Origin of the sequence: Mastigocoleus sp. MO_188.B34, from assembly GCF_030065675.1 — a bacterium.
Taxonomy (GTDB): domain Bacteria; phylum Cyanobacteriota; class Cyanobacteriia; order Cyanobacteriales; family Nostocaceae; genus Mastigocoleus.
The window spans coordinates 1-20,181 of record NZ_JASJDK010000147.1 but is presented as its reverse complement, the minus strand read 5'-3'; the positions used below and the strand labels follow the sequence as shown (position 1 = coordinate 20,181).

The window sequence follows — 20,181 nt, the reverse complement described above, 5'->3', positions numbered from 1 at the left end:
GAAGTAAAAAGTAAAAAGTAAAAAGTAAGGAGTCAGAAGTAAGAAGTAAAAAGTAAGGAGTCAGAAGTAAAAAGTAAAAAGTAAAAAGTAAAAAGTAAGGAGTCAGAAGTAAGAAGTAAAAAGTAAGGAGTCAGAAGTAAAAAGTAAAAAGTAAAAAGTAAAAAGTAAGGAGTCAGAAGTAAGAAGTAAAAAGTAAGGAGTCAGGAGTCAGGAGTCAGGAGTCAGAAGTTGAGAGAATAAATCATTTATAACCCATTACCAATTACCAGTTACCCATTACAAATTACCAACCAAAATTAGGAAATTAAGAAATGGCTGAAGAGAATAAAACAACAAAAACACCAAGAACATCAAGAAAGAAGAAAGAAGAGGTAAAAACTAATAGTGCTCCTAGTACAAGTTTATTGAGGGAACATGCAGAACAACAGTTTGCTGCTGAAATCGCAGAATTAGAAAAGGTCGATAAACGTCATCGTCCCCCTAACTGGAAATTATCACCTTGGGCTGTGACTACTTACTTATTGGGTGGAGAATTGGAAAATGGGTTTGAGATATCGCCCAAGTATATCGGCGATCGCAGAATTATTGAAATTGCAGTGGCGACTTTGACTACGGATCGGGCTTTATTATTAATTGGGGTACCGGGAACGGCAAAATCTTGGGTTTCCGAACATTTATCAGCAGCCATATCCGGGGATTCAACCTTGTTAATTCAAGGAACTGCAGGAACCAGTGAAGAAGCGATTCGCTATGGTTGGAATTACGCTAAATTATTGGCTGATGGTCCTTCTATGGGAGCTTTGGTTTCTAGTCCCCTAATGCGGGCAATGGAAAATGGTAAAATTGCTCGGGTGGAAGAATTAACTCGAATTCCGGCAGATGTTCAAGATACATTAATTACTATTCTTTCCGAAAAAACACTGCCGATTCCAGAATTAGGTTCGGAGGTGCAAGCAAATAAAGGTTTTAGTGTCATTGCAACTGCTAATGATCGCGATAAGGGTGTTAACGATCTATCTAGTGCTTTAAAACGACGGTTTAATACGGTAGTTTTACCTTTACCAAAGACTGCAGAAGAAGAAGTAGAAATCGTCCAACGACGGGTGGAAAGTTTGGGACGAGCGTTAGAATTACCCGCAGAACCACCAGCATTAACAGAAATTCGGCGCATTGTAACAATATTTCGGGAACTGCGTAGCGGAGTAACGGAAGATGGTAAAACTAAAATTAAATCTCCTACAGGTACCTTGAGTACAGCCGAAGCTATTTCTGTAGTTAATAGTGGAATTGCGCTAGCTGCACATTTTGGTGATGGAAGCTTGAGTGCTGCAGATGTAGCTTCTGGATTAATTGGAGCAGTAGTTAAAGATCCAGTGCAAGATAAACTTGTGTGGCGAGAATATTTGGAAACGGTTGTTAAAGAAAGAGATGGATGGGGAGATTTATACAGAGCTTGTAGAGAAGTCAGTTAGAATAATTTTTTAAGTTATTTGTAAGATATTTCATAATTGTAGAGACGTAGTATTATTGTAAATTTTGTGCTACGTCTTTCAGGTTTTTTTGGGAAAAACAAACCATCATAATAAATAAAATAAACCACTAAAACAACTGAAATTTTCCGCTGTTTTGATATTCTAAAAACTTATCAATTGTTATACGAATATTCCGACGCATTTCTGGTAATTTGTCTATCTTGAAAAACTCTAGTGAAGTTGATTCACTTGATGCTTTTAAATTTCCAGACCATTTCGTTATATGCAGTATAAGAGAAAAACCCTGAATTATATCTCCATTAGGATAAATAACTTCTTCCAGTTCGGGATTAGACGCAAAACCAATGGGTTCAAAACTTTCAACGGTCAAACCAGTTTCCTCGTAAACTTCACGAATCACACATTGTTCAGCAGATTCCCCTACTTCTGCACCACCACCGGGAAGATCCCAAAAACCAAAATCCCTTCGCTTATGAAGCAGAATCTCCTGAAGGTTATTTTGCACGATCGCTCGTCCACCAGGGTTTAATAACAACTGAGAACCAACTATTTTTCTCAAACGCGAGATATATGAATCGGACATAACCTTATGATTCTGTACCGTAAGCTTTCCATAAACATTGATCAAGTTTAAAACTGTCAAACTTAGCTTTAAAAGATGAATTTAAAGGACTACAAGCATACAAACCAAATTTTATAGGCTGCTCTGTTGGTTCAGGAGAATTGAGTTTACCCATTTCAATCGATGTTTCACCCAAACAGTGTAAATGAAAAATCCTCATTTGCTTAAAATCTACCCCATCTGGTGACGACTCAATCAAAAAATCTGCTCCTCGACGATGGAGACGATAGGACATGATATTTGTGGTAGGTATATCAGTTGTAGCCCAATCGGAATAGCCATGATTGGTCACCACACTACCCAAACGGGAAATATTTTCGTTTTCGTATTCTATAGATGCTTTAAACCAATTATCGCGATCGAGATAAATAATTAAGCCACATTGGTCAAATTTCGTGCAATATTTAAATGATGCTTTGGCTGTAAATGAGAAGTTAGTTTGACTCTCAAGCAACAGAGCGGGAGCATTATCGTTTCTAAATCCATAGTAAGTACGTTGCCAAAAATCCGTATTGGGCTCGGTGGTTATCTCCAATGAGCGATCGATTATTTCAAATAATTTTGGTTGATTTAGCCATGTAGCGGTGGAAAAATCTATGTCCATGATTTTTACCCTGATGACAATTGCGTAAGTCCTGATTATTGTTAGAATTTTTCCCAGAATTCTCACACCTCCCACACTTCCAATGCTCCTTATAATCTCCTCAAATTCCTAAAATGTTCAATCAAACAGGGTTTATTTTGTAATTTCAGTGTGCAAAAACTAACTGCATAAGTTTTATTTTAAAAAACTAGTAATGGAAAGGTATAAGCTAGTACCAAAAGTAAAAGATAAAGCTTAAGGTTCCAATTATGGGTTTCAATTTAGATACTTCTAGCAATAACCCTAAGAATGACGACCAACTGAAAATAAAACGACTTGTATCTGTAGATTTACTACGTGGCTTGGTTATGGCTTTGATGACATTAGACCATACAAGAGCTTTTTTTTCTAATGCTAGTTTCAACCCATTAGATATAGAAAAATCGAATATTCCTCTATTTTTTACTAGATGGATTACCCATTTATGTGCTCCATCATTCATTTTGATTGCAGGTATAGCTGCTTATCTTTCTCTACAACGAGGAAAAACAAAAAAACAGTTATCTCGTTTTCTGGTAATTAGGGGGTTTTGGTTAATATTTTTAGAATTAACTGTAGTTAGCTTGGCATGGACATTTTATCCTGGTGTTTTTATGGCAGGAATATTATGGGCAATTGGTTGGTCTATGATTATTCTAGCCATAGTAATTCAACTTCCCATTAATAGTGTAGCGACGTTGGGAATAATGCTTATTGTCGGACATAACTTGTTTGATAGTGTGCAAGCCGAGCAACTAGGAAATTTTGGCTGGATTTGGTCATTTCTTCATGAAAGGGCGATTTTTGTACCAATACCAGGAATTCGTTTTTTCCTTTCCTATCCGCTTATTCCTTGGGTTGGGGTAATACTAAGTGGCTATGCTTTTGGAAGTGTGTTGACTAAATCAAAAACTCACCGTCTGCATTGGTTACGAAATTTGGGTTGGGGCTTAATTTTTAGCTTTCTGGTTATCCGAGGAATCAATATTTATGGCGACCCTAAACCTTGGTCAATTCAGTCTACTCTTTGGAAAACAATATTATCATTCATAAATTGTCATAAATACCCACCATCATTAGCTTTTTTGTTAATCACACTTGGCATAGCTTTTTTAATACTTTATCTGTTTGAAACGACATATTTACTTGAAAGTAAAATAAAACCATTTCTCAAGCCCTTAATAACTTTAGGAAGAGTACCACTATTTTTTTATATTATTCACCTTTGGGTGATACATTTCTCTGCGGTTATATTGGCATTACCAAAGTATGGCTTGAAAGCTATTACTTTGCCATTTCTATTATCTAGCAGAATGCCAGAAAATTATGGATATGATTTACATCATGTTTATGTATTATGGCTTGTTATGCTTGTTATTACTTATCCCATATGTAAATGGTTTGCCAATTACAAATCTAAATATAGATATTGGTGGCTAAGTTTTTTATAATATTCTTATTCAGCCAGTATAATTAAATATTTAATGATATTTAAAGACAAACCTGTAACATACAAAAATGTAAGAATAAATCTAAAATAAATATGAATTAGATCCAAGCAAAATTAACAATAAAAAATAATAGTTAAAAATCTTTATTCTGATAAACTTTAACTAATCTATTAATCCCTTTAAAGCGATAATCACCTAACTCTTCAAAGTCAGAAGGATTAGTTAAAATTCTATGGGTCGCCTCACCAACTACACATTTACCTGGAGGACATACCCCTTCCATGCGAGCAGCTAAGTTAATTGTAGCCCCAAGGGCTGTATAATCTACCCTCTGGGAACTTCCCAAATCTCCAACCACAGCTTTACCACTATTAATTGCAATCCTTAATTTTAAGGGTTCGCGCCAAAAATTATTTAAATTCAAGTTATAAAGACGGGATAGCATTCCCTTTGCTGAAGCTACCGCACGATCTGCATGATCTTTTTGTTCCTCCGGAGCACCAAAAAATGCCATAATACAATCGCCAATATATTTATCTAAAGTTCCGCCGTAAGCAAATACCTCTTGCAGCATTTCTTCAAATAAATTATTTAATAATTGGGATATTTCTGTGGGTGTACTGACTTCTGACATAGCTGTAAAACCCACAAGGTCGGCAAATAAAATACTAATTTCACTTTCTCGCGGTGGAAGACGACCATTAGGTAAAGCACCTGCAGCTATGAGTTGATGGACAACCGCTGGTGAATGATACCTTTCGAGTTTTTGACGAATGACCTCTTCACTTTTAAGTTTATCTGCTAGCAACCAACGCTGGACGCTTGATGCTACTAAATTTGCTAAAGCGGAAAAAAATCTCAGTTCTTCTTCCCCTTCCGACTCCCAATGGTAAGAAGAAAAATGAGCATCCGCATACAGCACCCCAACAACTTTAGTCTCGTCCCATAAAGGTACCGCCATTGCACTACGAATACCTTTAACTAAAATACTATTTTCCCCTGCAAATCTCTCATCTTGTTGAGCATCAGCAGTCTGAATCGCAACTTTTTCTTCACATACTCTTTGACAAATACTCCTACTAATCCAACTAGCATTAGCAGCAAGATTATTTTGTTCGGAAGGATTTCTAGGTGCAGCATCCATTAATTCCAGTTTTCCATCCCGGAGTACTAACAATGCCAAACGTTCTATACTCTTGAGATAACGGAAAACTACTTGCTGTACTTGAAAAAAAATTTCTTTAATTGATGTTGCAGCGCTGAGATTTTTCGCTATTTCTACTAAATCTATTAAGCGAGCGATCGTTCTATCTTTGAATTCAATATCATTACTTTGCTCTTGTCCTTCCACCCATTGCTTTTGTAGCTGCTTAACATCATGTAGGATTGTTTTTGCTTCGGTCAGCTTTTCTGGTGGGTCAAAAGATGGAGAAGAAGAATTTGATTTCTTGGCTCGGGTATTAACAAGCATTACTTGCAGGTTTACTTCGCCTACCCACAGGTTATCCCGATCATGCAACTGTTGAGGAGAATAAATTGGAATTTCATTCAATTTTGTACCATTCTTACTGCCCAAATCTTCAATAGTCCATACATTAGCTGCTACTCTAACAATTCGCGCATGACAGCGAGAAACTCCCCCAAAGGGTAAGTATAAATCACATTTGGGCAAACGACCGATCGTAAATACATCTTGATGTACTGGAACTGTTTGTCCGGTGTCTCCCTGTTTTAAATGCAGTTTGAGTTCAGTCATGACTGTAGTTGATTTATCCCGATCGCAGAAAATGGGAGCATATAGGTAAAGCGGGAATATAAAGAAAACCCTTCAACCTTCATTTACCGACATTATTACCGATCCGCAGACAATTTAGTCAAAAAATATACATTAACCTGCCGTTTCATACACATCAGTACAGATAACATAAACTCTCAGTTCCAGGCAATACAAATAGCAAAATAAATTGAATTAACTTCATCTAAGTAAAATCTAATTATACTAGAAGAGTTACTTGAAATAATTCTTCAAATCTGAAACTTTTTGGAATTACCACAATTTGCCTCAAGATTCACTTCAAAAAGCCTTTTAGTCTCAAGCAACAAATTTCAAGTGATCGATCCAAGATTTTATTCAGCCTTATCTATAACTGGAAACACAAATTAATTTAACAAAACAAATTACCTTATTGTGTTTTATTTTTCTTGTTGTATTTTATTTTTAATGTGACCGATTTTTCTTCAGAACAAAATAGTACACTTTTAGGATGGACCCAAGGAATGTTTAAATATATACATTTATACTGTCCCTTAAAGCTTAGAGTTTAATACCCTAACTTCAATATCCCAATTTGGTGACAATAAAGCTTATTTTGAGATATACATATTTTACGAGAAAAAGCAAATACTTTATCTCCAGATTAACGATATCTTAATAAAACTCTCACAAGATCTAAAAATATTCTTAAGTATGCGAAATAGCTGTAGATATCTTTGATATGGAACTGGTGTGCATCGATTACCATTAATGCGTCTTTGCGGACAAACAAAGCTAATACTTTTACATTAGTTGAAGCTACTCTTGGGATAATAAAATTTTATGGCAAAAAATACTATTACTAAGCAGGCTCAAAAGTTTTTGATAAATATCCCAAATTGGGATTATTTTATTGTCATAATTAGCAGTTTTATTATTTTCTTTGCAACTCTTCATCCTTTTAATTTTCATTTATCAGATAGTTGGTCGATTCGAGATTTATTGACTGATTTTAATAATAGTAGTTTTTTTCAAGACCAGGTCAATAATGTTTTATTGTTTATGCCTTTTGGGTTTGGTTTAGGAAGTATATTGCAAAGGAGAAAGATCAAGCTTATAGGGCAATTATTCACCACAACTGTTTTGAGTGCGACCCTATCATTAACTGTAGAATTATTACAAACATTAATACCTTCCCGGGCTCCTACCCCATCTGATATATTTCATAACTCCTTCGGTGGATTTTTAGGGTTATTATGCTTCTATATTTACGGTTCAAGAAGTTTTAATTTAACTTTAAATAAACTGGAGAATAGTCACTCTAGTAAATCAATTAAAAAAATTGCAATATTTTCTCTTGCTTATGTACTTTTTGCCTTTTTGATTTCTATCCCTTGGCAAAGTATGACAAGCTTGAATAGCTGGGATAGCGATTTTCATTTAATTTTAGGTAATGAAGGAACGGGAGATAGACCCTGGAAAGGTGATGTTTCCCAGTTATATATCAGCGATAGAGCAATATCTCAAAATGAAGTTAAAAAGTTACTAACTGATGAGAATAATTTTCAATGGGAAGCAGGTTCCCTAATTGCGGATTATCAGTTAAATCAAATTCAGAATTATTATCAAGACCGAACGGGAAATTTACCAGAGCTAGTTTGGGAAGGTGAGGAACCACCTGAAAAACAAAGTGTATTGAAACAAGAAGAACCACCCCTTAATTCTCGTCATTGGCTAAAAACCAAAATTCCAGCAACAACTTTGAGTCAAAGAATTGGTAAAACTTCAGAGTTCACGATTAGTGCAAATATAACAACTGCTGATGTCAAAGTAACTGGACCTGGACGCATTATTTCCATGTCCGCAGATGGACAGCATCGTAATTTTACTTTAGGACAGCAAGAAGATAACTTAGAATTTCGATTCAGAACACCACTTACAGGTTCTAATGGTTCTGATTTAAATATGAATATACCTGGTGTTTTTACAAGTGAAAATTCACATCATATAGTTATTACTTACTCTAAAGCAACATTAGAGATATATATAGATGAGATCCAAAATTATCACTCTTTGCACTTATTAGAAATCATCCCCAAAAAACAAATCTTATTTTACTATGGCATCACTTTTATACCCTTAGGAGTATGTTTGGCGCTGCTCACAACTTTGGCGAAAAGAAGATTAAATTTTTACCGAATTTTGCTTTGGATGGGAATCTTATTACCTTCCCTAATTTTGGAAGCAAGTTTAATTAGTGGAAGTGGTAAAAATCCTAGTTTGAAAAATTTACTGATTGGAACGCTTTTTACTGCTGGTACTATGTCGATATTAAGAATACGAGCAAAATTGATGGGAAAGAAGTTAACTGCTAACAATTAACCATAAATAATTAAATGCTCTGAAATCAAAATATGATTTTCCACAGCAGCAGTTACAGCTATTAGAATATTTTTCTATCTCCTCATTTGCCCTTATTTCTCGTTCCCTATTTCCTTTCTCCAAAATTTTAAGACATAGATGCAGCTTGTTCTGCTTTTTCAACTGCTTTGAGGCTACAAGTTCTCTGATTCCATATAAAAGCACCAATTCCCACAACTAAATTGGAAATAGTTGCAGCAGCAAAAATACCATTGACCCCATAAATTTTTCCTCCAAAGTATGCTATTGGGATATAAAGAACAAACATTCGCATCACTGTCATCACAATGGAAGGAATTGGTTTACCCAGACCATTAAAAGCTGAACTTGCAACGAGAATAATTCCAGCAGTTCCGTAACTAATTGGTACTATCCACAAATAGCGAGTTGCAATTTCAATGACCTCAGGATTTTTGTTAAATAACGAAGACAACCAAGGAGCAAATGGTACTAAAATCAAGGTCATTAATGCTCCCCAGATAATACAAAAAATAAAGCTCAATCTCATGGATTGTCTTACTCTTGTATATTTTTTAGCCCCCCAGTTTTGACCGACAAATGGTCCAATACTTGCAGATAGGGCAGATAGGGCGATTAAAACAAAAGATTCGATCCGTGAAGCAACTCCGAAAGCAGCAACACTCGCAGCACCAAAGGTTGCCAGTAAACTAGTAATAACACCAATGGAAATGGGATTAATCATACTGGTGCAAGCTGCAGGTAAACCCACATATAAAATATCTTTCCAGCACCACAATGTTTCCTGTAAGCTAGGAACCTTGAGATAAATCATCCGTTCTTTAAAATGCAAGACAAGCAAAGATGCAATTAATGTAATTGCTCTGGCTATTACTGTTGCAAGTGCAGCTCCTTGTAATTCTAATCTGGGAAAACCTACCAACCCCAAGATTAAAATTGGATCTAAAACGATATTTACCACAGACGCCAGAGTCATAATTATACTAGGCGTACCAGTGTTACCAGATGCACGAATAGCGCTGTTACCAATCATTGGTATTACTAGGAATATCATCCCGAAGTACCAAATTTGCATGTATTCTCGAATTAAAGGCAAAACTTCAGCGTCAGCACCCAAAGCAGTAAATAAAGGGTCAATAGTAAATAAACCTAAACTGACAAATATGGCTACTGCAACTAGTCCCAGGGTAAGACTATTAGTTGTAAAACGTTGCACGCGACTGCGATCGCCTTCTCCAATAGCGCGAGCAATAACGGAAGAAGCTCCCACTCCCAAGCCTAATGCTAGACTTCCTAGGGTCATGACGACGGGGAATGTAAAACTCATTGCAGCCAACTCTTTTGTACCTAGTTGACCAACAAAGTAAGTATCTACCAAATTAAAGGCAATAATCGCAAACACACCCCAAACCATTGGTAGTGTTAGTTCTATTAGTTGTCTACCAACATTACCTTCTGTTAATCGCTGTTTCATTTATCAGTTATCAGGTAAAGCCCTTACGGAATGCAAGTTATCAATTATAAATAAAGCGCAAGTATAGGCGCTAAAAGTTAAAAGGTTGTTAGTCAAAATTCAACCCTTCCAACATCTTCTCACCTCATAGAGAAAATTATTAATATAATTTATTTTTGTAGTATGTTTGTAGATAATGTCATCAAAGCATTATCTCTACGGGGTTATCACCCCAATCTTAAAACCGAACTTCATTTAGAAATCGAAGACGATTTAATTCTAGATAATAGCGGTAAATTTATCCTTACCGTTGCAGATGGGCGCGGAAAAGTAATTAAAGGTGGTAGAGGTGAATTGAAACTGCACATCAGCGCATTAGCACCACTTTATAGTGGTTTGTATAGCCCACAACAATTACAAATCGCTGGGAAAATCTCCGCCCCAGAAGGAGCTATATTTGCAGCTACTCAATTATTTGCTAGTGTCTCCCCTTGGATGCCAGACTTATTTTGATCTACATTCGAGCTAAAATTGCTATTTATGTTACTAATTCGTAGTTAATCCTGCTTATTCTGATGATTTATGAAGGATGTGTTCTATGATTCGTTTAATTTGTCCGATATAAAAGATTTTTTATACTTATTTACCATTATTTTCAGGTCTGATTTCTCTTCTTTTAAAGACCTTAACTACTAAAGAAGTTGTTGTCAGTAGCTCTTTTATGTTGGTAAACTTCGCGATGAAAAATAGTATTAACTCAAACCATAATTATTATTTTATCATTCAAGTTTACTGTATTAGTCTTATCATTAATTTCATTTGTCGACCAAAATAGCTTTTTTCTCTTTCATCATACTATTTACTCCAAAAGCCTAGCTTCAATTAAATTATACACATTAAAATGGTGCTTAATATGTCATGTGTTTACACTGATTAATTTACTACAAATGCAGTACCTTTCTAGTGACTTTTTACATACTGAGGCAGTTTTTTTCTTGATTTGTTATGATTACATAGTTACTAAAATCAGTTTATAAGTATTCTTAAAGGTAAGTATCTGAACCTACCTAGAAGGAATCTGTGTAAGTTCAATTTGAGCTTAGTAAACTAAAAAAAAGTTAAAACACATTGGCTAGAAAAAATAAAATTAATACTATCCAGGGTGTCTAAAGATTTACTCTTCGTTCCTGCCTTAAAACACACAACTGTCTTATTTCATTGAGGGATGAAAAGCATTTTTGGTAATTGGACGACAATTCTGGGGAGGTGTTCGCGCTCGCTATTTTTATTAGCCTTGATACCAGGCTTAGGAATTTACGACTCTGCCCTTGCAGCCGAGAGAGTATATGCTTCTTACTCTGCTCTAGAACGTTCAATTTCTGTTAGTTCTCTGGAAAAATATGCAATTAAAGGTGTAATTAGTGAAGATTTAGCTGTTTATACCCAGTATTTTAAAGCGGATCAATTAGAAGAATTCCGCCGAATTTTACTCAGTCCAATCAAGGTAGACCGGGTTGCAGTTTCACAATTTTTGTACACTCCCCAAGGGGAGTTTTTACTGAAAAGATTGGGAGAGGTAATTAAGAATGAATCTGGACAAGAAAAATCAGGATTTCATGCTTTACGTTCGGCCTTGATTTTGGCTGCGGCCGAACCCGAAGGATTAACCCTGTTGAATTTAATGCGGAAATATCCTAGCCCGGGAATTCACATCAATTTATCTCGAATTTTAGGAATTGCTGCTGAGTGGGAGCAACTGGTTAATCAAACTAATCATGCGATCGATGCCATATCCAAGAGGTCACTCATAGAAGCTGCAAATATCCCAGCAGGGATGAATTTTTCCCATTTATCTTCATTGAAAAGACAGGGAAATTTCGCAGCGAATAAACATCAATTCAAATTTTTTGATGCATCTCGACGTAGAGTTTTGCTGACGGATATTTATCTTCCCAATACAAAATTCAATATCAAGAATCAAATACCTGCGATCGTAATTTCTCACGGTTTGGGTTCTGATAGTACAAATTTTCGATATTTAGCTAATTACCTGGTATCCCATGGTTTTGCGGTTGTGGTTCCCAATCACCCAGGAAGCGACACCAAACAACTGCGATCGCTATTGGATGGAAGTGCGAGCGAACTTGCGCAACCAGAGGAATTTTATAATGGACCTTTGGATGTAACCTATATTCTCGATGAGTTGGAGAGAATCAATCGTTCTGATTCCCGCTTTGGAGAACGCTTAAACTTACAACAGGTTGGCTTATTCGGTCAGTCTTTTGGAGGCTATACAGTTTTAGCCTTAGCCGGTGCAAAAATTGACTACAAGAATTTACAAGAAAGTTGTCAAGAGAGAGCCTTACGAAAAAGTTGGAACATGTCTTTGTTACTCCAGTGTCGAGCCAAGAAATTATATGGAAGTCTTCAAAGACAGGGAAATAATTTACGGGATGAAAGAGTGAAGGCTGTAATTGCAGTGAATCCCCTCACCAGTGCAATTTTTGGCGAAAATGGTTTAAAGAGTCTGCCAGTTCCAGTTATGATTGTTGCTAGTAGTGATGATACGATTACACCAGCTTTATACGAGCAAATATTACCTTTTTCCTGGCTGAATAATTCGCGAAAATATTTGGCTTTACTCACCGGTGCAACTCACTTTTCGGCGATCGGAAATAGTGCAAGTGATGTAGGACAGCTTCCATTACCTTCTGAAGTGGTTGGGGAAGATCCAGTGCAAACGCGAAGTTATGTAAGTGTTTTGAGTTTACCTTTTTTTCAGACTTACGTTGCTAGCAATCGGAAGTATGCTAATTATTTGAATGCTGCATATGCTAAGGCGATTTCTAAGACAACGGTACAGGTCAATTTGGTGAAGAGTTTAAATCAGTCAGAGATAGAACTGGATAAGAATAAAGACAAAGATAAGGAATGAAAGTAAAGGTCAAGGGTTTTGGTTATGATTGGGAGAGGGGTTCAACGTCTTACTGGATATAAGCTTAAACAGCGACGCGATCGCACGCAATATGTAAGTAATAGCTTGCTCAACGCCTTTATCGAATAATGACAGCAGAGCAGAATAAAAAGCTGCTAAGTACACAAATAATTTATTTTAAATAAGCAATTAAGCTAAGCATATATTAACCCCAAAGGATTAATATACAGCAAGTGCCTTTACAGATACAGAATGCTGTATAACCTTCATTTGCTTACAAGCCCTCATGGTGTGGGAGCAATATTCAGTTGAAATAAGCGATAGGTCTTGCAGAGCACCAAATATCTATCATGGGGTTCGATTTTAACGCAGACTAGCGCGACTTTGATCGAAATTAGTAATTATCAGTCTATTTAATGCTTTTAATTAGAATTTTATAGTCTATTCACCAGCGATCTTCTGGCAAAAGTAAACCCAAGTAAGTCACAATAGGTGTAGACTATAAATGTAATGTTTTTTTACATTTCTTTACTTAAGTTAATATTTACGAAATTTATCCTTATCATGAGGGTGACTTTCAGGACATTTGACATGTAAAGTGAAAATAAACTTCCGTTCAAGTTGAAGTCTTATAGAGATATCTAAGGTGAGTCTATGCCATTTTCCATTGAGTCTGCTCGCGGTATTTTCCCTAATACCCTATCTGCTGATGCCGTACCAGCGACCATTGCCAGATTTGCTCAGCTTGGGGCTGAAGATCAACTAGCATTGATCTGGTTTGCTTACCTGGAAATGGGTAAAACAATCACAGTTGCAGCTCCAGGAGCAGCTAACATGCAGTTTGCCGAAAATACAATGAATCAGATTCGGCAAATGACTCCTCTAGAACAGTCACAAGTAATGTGCGATTTAGCAAATCGTGCAGATACACCAGTTGGTAGAACCTATGCAACTTGGTCTCCAAACATCAAGTTAGGCTTTTGGTATCAGCTTGGAGAATGGATGGAAAAAGGGATTGTTGCTCCTATTCCAGAAGGTTATCAGCTATCTGCAAATGCTGCAGCAGTGTTGCAAGCTATTAGAAATCTTGATTCAGGTCAGCAAATCACAGTTTTACGTAATGCTGTGGTTGATATGGGTTATGACACAGGTAAATTGGGTGAATTCAAGCGAATCGCGGAACCTGTAGTTCCTCCCCAAGAGATGTCAAAACGTACTCAAGTCACAATTGAAGGTGTTACCAATAACACTGTATTGAGTTATATGAATAACTTAAATGCAAATGACTTTGATGCTCTAATTAAATTGTTTGCTGATGATGGTGCTTTGCAACCTCCTTTCCGCAAACCTATTGTTGGAAAAGAAGCTGTTCTTCGTTTCTTTAGAGAAGAGTGTCAAAATCTTAAATTAATCCCAGAGCGAGGAGTTTCTGAAGCTGCTGATGATGGTTACACTCAAATAAAAGTTACTGGTAAAGTACAAACTCCTTGGTTTGGTGCAGGTGTTGGGATGAATATTGCTTGGAGATTCCTACTAAATCCCGAAGAGAAAATTTTCTTTGTTGCAATTGATTTGCTCGCCTCTCCTAAAGAATTATTAAACTTAGCTCGTGGTTAGTAAAACTGGTATTTAACCAGAGAGTTTCCCATAAAGATGTAGAGACTAATAAACATAACTTACACCTCCTTAAATTGAATAATAAGGGTTTGTAAAGTTATACCACCCAGAGGTTATATTTTTTTGCAAACGACTGTTAGTAAAGGTGCCATTGGGTTTTATACTTCCAAATCCTACAATTAATAGGAGGACTAGCGTAAGTCTTGGTAAATACGAGATGTGTCTCTACTTTGTATAGAGATTAGGGATCATTTGAGACGTTCAAGTAACGTTATAGTCCTAGTCTTTGTAAATATTTTTTATCAAATATAAAATATTAAAAATCTCTCTTAGAAGTAAATTTATTCATCTAAGAGAGATTTTCAATTTTACACAAACTACAACAATATAAGTTCACAATTAATCTACTTAAAATCTTTGTTGTAAAAAGTACTTTTTTGTCACTGCGTAGTTAGCGTAACCTGATAAAATAATATTATTACAATTATAAACTCCAATCGAAATCGCGTGTTTGACTCATTTTTATGCCATAGACAAAGCTTTATTTCTAATACTAAAAGCCTAAGTTTTCATTACGCTTGTTTCAATATACTGAAATCAAACTTTGAATCTTAGCTTTATAGTAGAAGCTGAATCCTATTGCTGTGAGTTTTCCGTGAAGCAATTATCCCATTCAAACAAATAGATAGACTTTAGTTTTAAAAATGCAAGTGAATAGTATTAGTTGGTCTGAAACAGAAAAAGAAGTTGCACATCAAGCCTTTGATAAAGCCTATGAAAGAGAAATTAATGCTCTACTCGAAGAGGTTCGCAGTCAAGCCAGTAATATTACTGAAATTGACCAAATATGGCGCTTACATGATTTCCTAAGTGCAAGGAGACATGACATAGACGGCAAGTATGACTATAGATATTCTGTTCTTATATTTGTATTTGCTAGATTACTTAAAGAGAAATGGTTGGATATGAGTGATTTAGAAGGTCTAGAACGAGCAAAGCTAACTAAAATAGCAGCTCTTACGCGTATGTAGATAGGGCTTGCTGAATAGCCATCAAATTCTTATATTGATGGATTTTCAGGCTGTAAATGAAGGAAAAAGTGCAAGTGAATAGGGGTATAATGCTTGAAAAGCTTGCAAATAAAATTTTTTCTGGTTAGAAAAACTAGAAAAATAAGTATGAAATTGTTCCCTGTTCTCTAACTTCACCAGAAGACTTTTTTAACAGCAAACCCTAGACTATGAAGTAAGAGCTATTGTGCTTGTTAGCTTTCAGCACATTAAGGATTCTTTTTTACTCTGCATTATTAATATTTTGAGAGTTGATAGTTGGTGATTGGTAATTGGTAATTTGTATTAGCTGAAGCAGGGTGCAAAAAGTGTTGTCATGGTAATTCATTTACCTATTACCTGTTACCAGTTATCGGCGAGGTTTGTAAATTTAACAAAAAGTAACAAAAAGTCAAAATTCCAACCTTCAAAAAAGAAATTTCATAAATAACTAATTGAATTTTATTAGCTATCACCTATTATCAATTAATACAGACTCAAACATCCATCAAACCATAGCGCTTTTGCAGATCAAATAGCTTCATTCTGGCTTCTCCAGCATTATCAGCTAAGTCTGCAAATTCTACAAAACGCCGTAGTTCTTTTTTTAATAAATTACGCTCTACTTCCAAAGTTTTTCGATCTAACTCTGGTGGTAAAACAATCATGTCAAAAATGGTAGCTCGTTCTTTTCCTGGATGGGGACGTAAAACTCGACCTCGTCTTTGAATAAATTGTCGGGGATTTCCAGAACTCGATAAAATTACTGCTGTTTTAATTGCTGGAATATCTACACCTTCATCTAAACAGCGAATCGCAACTAAACCCTGCAATTCCCCACTTTCAAATTGATGACGTAAAGTTTCTCTTTCTAAAAGTGGAGTGTCAGCAGTATAAGTACTAATTCTGTAACCTATCTCTACCCCTAAAATTTTTGTCGCTTCTTTGAGTTGATGTAAATTTGAATATCTTCCAGTATCAGGAGCCGCATCACTACAATAAAATAAAGTATGGGTTGTATCGCGGCGATTTATCATTAATTCACGCAAAGCTTTTAATTTATTTTCTGCAGCCCCAATTAATCTTGCTCTTTGAATTAATAATGGCTTTAAGTCTGCATTATGTAAGTCAGATATTATATCTGGATTTTCTTGCTCTCTATTCTGTAATACTCTGCCAATTCTTCTAGTTAATTTGGCATAGCTAAAGCTTTCAATTTCTGTTAATTCTATTAATATTGGATAATAAAGATAATGTACCAATGCACCTCGATTAATCGCATCTCTTAAACTAAACTCTGGCTGCAAGACTTTACCAAAATAGCCTAATAAAGATTTGGTTCCAGTTTCATCAAAATATCTTTCTGGTGTTGCAGATAAACCAAGACGCAAACCAATACTGCGAGGTAAACTTTCTTCTAATTTTGGCGAACCTAAATTATGTGCTTCATCACCAATAATTAGAGTTTTTTGAGGGAAATACTTGAGTTGAGATTGAAATTTTTCACCGATCAATGTGGAATTAGTGGTAATAACTGTAATAAATGCTTGGGAATCAGAGCGTAGGTTGTATAATTGCGTAGAAAGTTGAGTTTGCCAATTACGGACATTTTCAAAGGCGAGAATAGGTTGTAAATTGAATTTTCGACACTCTCGCGCCCACTGAGTAACAAGATGACGGAAAGGACATACCACTAGCAATACTTGCAATTCTATTTGCTTGTATAGCTCGTAGGTAATTGCTAGGGCTGTAATTGTTTTACCGCTACCGGTTGCCATTTTCAAGGTTCCCCTACCATTATTGGCAAACCAGTTATTAATAGCTTCTTTTTGATAGTCTCTTAGTTGTAATTCTTGAGGAATTTGCGGACACCCAAGTAATAGCTTATTGGTTTGATATTTACTGCTTTGATACTGACTGGCGTGATATTTAGCGCGATCGCCACCCCGATTTTCACTAACAAATGGTTTTTTTAATAAAAATTTTCTAGTAAGTGACTCCCCGTCTTCATGGGAATAATCCCTTTTGTTAACAGGTAAATACAGTTTTTTCTTCTGCGTGAAATACATTTATTTGGCGAACGCCCAATTTTAATTATTAGTTATCAGTTGTCAGGAGTCAGAAGTCAGAAGTCAGAAGTAAGGAATCAGGAACCAGTAATAGTCAGTGAACAATTACCCATTACCCATTACCCATTACCCATTACTCATTACCCATTACCCATTACTCATTACTCATTACTCATTACTCATTACTCATTACTTATTACTCATTACTTATTACTTATTACTTATTACTTATTACTCATTACTCATTACTCATTAGTTGCTAATGGCTAATTGCTTGCACAGCGAATACCTCCTTTATCTTTTGCAATTAGCCAGTAGCTACAAACATTCTTCGCGATCGCTAGTTGTAACTTATCAGTTGTAATTTCTCCAGATAGCAACTAAAGAACCCTGGACATCCAATTGTGCTGCATTCACCTCAATGGGAGCATAGTTAGAATTAGCTGGCTTGAGAGTTACGCGATCGCCTTGACGATAAAACCGCTTTAAAGTCGTTCCATATCCCTCGACTCTAGCGGCAACAATGGTACCATTCTTTAAATTATCTGGTTCCATCACCGGACGTAGAAATACTAAGTCACCTTCTACGATAGAATCTTCAACCATGCTGTCACCGGTTACCCGCAAAGCATAGGTTTTTGCAGGTAAAGATAAATTAGAAAGGTCTATGTGTTCTACTGCATCGGTGAAGGGTTCAATTAAACCACCTGCTGCAATAGCACCGAGAATTGGTACACCTTTGCGATCGGGGTGAATAATTCTGATTGTTCTAGCTTTACCCTCACTCCATTCGATATAACCTTTGTTACGCAAATGTTCTAAACGACTTTGAATTGGTGCAGGCGATTTTAAATTCATTGCTTGCATCATCTGCCGAATTGAAGGAGAATGTTGGCGCGATTTGATATATTCCACCAACCACTCATAAAGTTCATTTTGAGCTTCTGTTAGTTTTTCCATAAATTCATAGGGATGTAAATACAAATTTCCATAGGACATTTGTACTACAAAAGAACATCCTACGGCAAAGATATTTGCTAGTTTTATAGTTTTTTTAAGAATGAGCAATCAAGAATGGGAATTGAATATCTAGAAATTGGAGGCGATATCGATATTAATCGATAGTTCTAAAAGTTAAACTTCTTCTGCGCCGAGTATACTTGCAAGTAAGGATTTCTGAGCATGCATCCGATTTTCTGCTTGCTCCCAAACTCGCGATTGAGAACCTTCAATTACCTCATTCGTAATTTCTTCGCCTCGATGTGCTGGTAAACAGTGTAAAACAATTGCTTGAGGATCGGCAAGATTTAATAAATCTTCGTTGATTTGGTAGGGTTGAAAAATGGGAATGCGGTCGCTTGCTTTTGATTCTTGCCCCATGCTTGCCCAAACATCAGTGTACAATACGTGAGCATTTTTGGTTGCAGTTTCCGCATCTTGGGTTAGAATAACTTCTGTTTTACCACCTGCAATTGCTCGTGCTTTCTCTGTAATTGCGGCATTGGGTTCATAACCTACAGGTGTCGCCACTCTAACATTCATCCCCACCAATGCACAGCCCAACATCAATGAATTAGCGACATTGTTACCATCACCCACATAAGTTAAGGTAAGTCCTTCAAGACTGCCAAAGCATTCTCGGATTGTCATTAGGTCTGCTAATACCTGACAGGGATGCTCTAAGTCGGTTAAAGCATTAATTACTGGTATTTTGGCGTATTTGGCAAAGGTTTCCAATTCTTGAGGGGCAAAAGTACGAATTGCTAAGATATCTAAATATCTGTCCAATACACGTGCAGTATCTTGAACGGGTTCTCCTCGACTGACTTGAGTAACATTAGGATTTAGGTCAACGACCTGCCCCCCCAGTTGATACATTGCTACTGTCATGCTAACCCTTGTACGTGTCGAAGCTTTAGAAAATAACAAGCCTAAAACCTTATTGCATCGTAATTGTAATTTCTGTGATTTTAGCTTGCTTGCCCGATCCAAAATAAGTTTAACTTCCGTTGGGCTAAGGTCGGCTAAACTTAATAAATCCCGTCCAATCAAAGCTGTCATATGCCCGCCCTATCCGTAAAAAATAACCATATAATTATCCCCTGCCATCGGTCTTTAATATTCTACATTTAGCTTGTTAACAGAAAACTATTTTTTTGGAATTGAGTATTTGGAATTGAGTATTTGGAATTGGAGATTAGGGGTTGAGACTCGAGTGAGTTATTTTTGGGGTTTATATTTTTGGTTTTGGGGTTTACAATTTATCTAATTGTGATATGATATGTACTCGTTGCGGGTAAACGAGATATTATTTGTCTTTGTATAGATTGATTTACTTACGTAACTAAAATTGATTTCGCCAGCATGGCTCAGTGGTAGAGCACTCGACTTGTAATCGAGCGGTCGTCGGTTCAAATCCGACTGCTGGCTTTTATATGTTTAAGATTAAGTATCTGTTCCCAAATTAATGCCGCAAAATTAGACTTTTTCAATTAGGTAAGAGCTAAATATTTTCATAAAAACCTCTCGGGAGTTTGGAAACCCCGTACTTTTAAGTCGGGGAGGAAAAACGACACGGGTAATTTATTACCCTTCGTTCTCCCAATTGCCAGTTACGGCATACACGCTTACGCGAGTGATGTTAGCCTTGACAATATTTAAACTCGGCGTATCCAAAAAGCACTGACTTAACCCCTTTAAATCTGTTTAACTTTTTG

At 36.2% G+C, this 20,181-nt stretch carries 14 protein-coding genes and 1 tRNA gene; 8 read left to right on the top strand and 7 right to left on the bottom strand.

Translation table 11 applies throughout. The annotated features are described in order from the left end of the window. Positions 1–311: 311 nt before the first annotated feature. On the top strand, positions 312–1,472 hold the full coding sequence (locus QNJ50_RS24805) for an AAA family ATPase (protein ID WP_300640915.1): 1,161 nt from the start codon (positions 312–314) through the stop codon (positions 1,470–1,472). A gap of 127 nt (positions 1,473–1,599) precedes the next feature. On the opposite strand, the gene QNJ50_RS24800 is transcribed toward QNJ50_RS24805, so the two are convergent. Together QNJ50_RS24800 and QNJ50_RS24795 are read right to left on the bottom strand one after the other, a co-directional pair. Beyond that, the gene (locus QNJ50_RS24800; protein ID WP_300640913.1) at positions 1,600–2,076 is read right to left on the bottom strand and encodes an NUDIX domain-containing protein; all 477 of its coding nucleotides are present in this window, start codon (positions 2,074–2,076) and stop codon (positions 1,600–1,602) included. 4 nt (positions 2,077–2,080) lie between these two features. Continuing rightward, on the bottom strand, positions 2,081–2,719 hold the full coding sequence (locus tag QNJ50_RS24795) for a DUF1349 domain-containing protein (RefSeq protein ID WP_300640911.1): 639 nt from the start codon (positions 2,717–2,719) through the stop codon (positions 2,081–2,083). Positions 2,720–2,967: 248 nt separating this feature from the next. On the opposite strand from QNJ50_RS24795, the gene QNJ50_RS24790 reads away from it, so the two are divergent. Beyond that, a complete protein-coding gene (locus QNJ50_RS24790) occupies positions 2,968–4,188 on the top strand; it encodes a heparan-alpha-glucosaminide N-acetyltransferase domain-containing protein (RefSeq protein WP_300640909.1) in 1,221 nt (406 codons plus the stop codon). Between the two features lie 133 nt (positions 4,189–4,321). On the opposite strand, the gene QNJ50_RS24785 is transcribed toward QNJ50_RS24790, so the two are convergent. Further along, a complete protein-coding gene (locus QNJ50_RS24785; RefSeq protein WP_300640907.1) occupies positions 4,322–5,944 on the bottom strand; it encodes an adenylate/guanylate cyclase domain-containing protein in 1,623 nt (540 codons plus the stop codon). An 840-nt stretch (positions 5,945–6,784) separates the two neighbouring features. Between QNJ50_RS24785 and QNJ50_RS24780 the strand changes: the two genes are divergently transcribed. Continuing rightward, complete coding sequence (locus tag QNJ50_RS24780; RefSeq protein ID WP_300640905.1) at positions 6,785–8,323, top strand: VanZ family protein; 1,539 nt, start codon at positions 6,785–6,787, stop codon at positions 8,321–8,323. 127 nt (positions 8,324–8,450) lie between these two features. Here the strand turns inward: QNJ50_RS24780 and QNJ50_RS24775 are convergent, their stop codons facing one another. Further along, positions 8,451–9,815, bottom strand: a complete 1,365-nt coding sequence (locus QNJ50_RS24775; RefSeq protein ID WP_300640903.1) for an MATE family efflux transporter — start codon at positions 9,813–9,815, stop codon at positions 8,451–8,453. 162 nt (positions 9,816–9,977) lie between these two features. Between QNJ50_RS24775 and QNJ50_RS24770 the strand changes: the two genes are divergently transcribed. The 4 genes from QNJ50_RS24770 to QNJ50_RS24755 all read left to right on the top strand — a co-directional run bounded on the left by QNJ50_RS24770 (position 9,978) and on the right by QNJ50_RS24755 (position 15,377). Further along, complete coding sequence (locus QNJ50_RS24770; protein ID WP_300640901.1) at positions 9,978–10,307, top strand: sterol carrier protein domain-containing protein; 330 nt, start codon at positions 9,978–9,980, stop codon at positions 10,305–10,307. A 712-nt stretch (positions 10,308–11,019) separates the two neighbouring features. Beyond that, positions 11,020–12,729, top strand: a complete 1,710-nt coding sequence (locus QNJ50_RS24765) for an alpha/beta hydrolase (protein ID WP_300640899.1) — start codon at positions 11,020–11,022, stop codon at positions 12,727–12,729. Between the two features lie 654 nt (positions 12,730–13,383). Next, entirely contained in the window at positions 13,384–14,346 is a 963-nt protein-coding gene (locus tag QNJ50_RS24760; RefSeq protein WP_300640897.1) for an orange carotenoid-binding protein, read from the top strand. Positions 14,347–15,050: 704 nt separating this feature from the next. Continuing rightward, positions 15,051–15,377, top strand: coding sequence for a hypothetical protein (locus QNJ50_RS24755; RefSeq protein WP_300640895.1), 327 nt, complete (start codon positions 15,051–15,053; stop codon positions 15,375–15,377). Between the two features lie 515 nt (positions 15,378–15,892). On the opposite strand, the gene QNJ50_RS24750 is transcribed toward QNJ50_RS24755, so the two are convergent. The 3 genes from QNJ50_RS24750 to argF all read right to left on the bottom strand — a co-directional run bounded on the left by QNJ50_RS24750 (position 15,893) and on the right by argF (position 19,525). Further along, positions 15,893–17,464 (bottom strand): DNA phosphorothioation system restriction enzyme, encoded by a 1,572-nt coding sequence (locus QNJ50_RS24750; protein ID WP_300640893.1) that lies wholly within the window; start codon positions 17,462–17,464, stop codon positions 15,893–15,895. Between the two features lie 354 nt (positions 17,465–17,818). Next, entirely contained in the window at positions 17,819–18,424 is a 606-nt protein-coding gene (gene lexA / locus QNJ50_RS24745; RefSeq protein ID WP_300640917.1) for a transcriptional repressor LexA, read from the bottom strand. Between the two features lie 174 nt (positions 18,425–18,598). Then, positions 18,599–19,525 (bottom strand): ornithine carbamoyltransferase, encoded by a 927-nt coding sequence (gene argF / locus QNJ50_RS24740; RefSeq protein WP_300640891.1) that lies wholly within the window; start codon positions 19,523–19,525, stop codon positions 18,599–18,601. Positions 19,526–19,822: 297 nt separating this feature from the next. On the opposite strand from argF, the gene QNJ50_RS24735 reads away from it, so the two are divergent. Beyond that, a tRNA-Thr gene (locus tag QNJ50_RS24735) sits at positions 19,823–19,894 on the top strand. Positions 19,895–20,181: the final 287 nt, after the last annotated feature.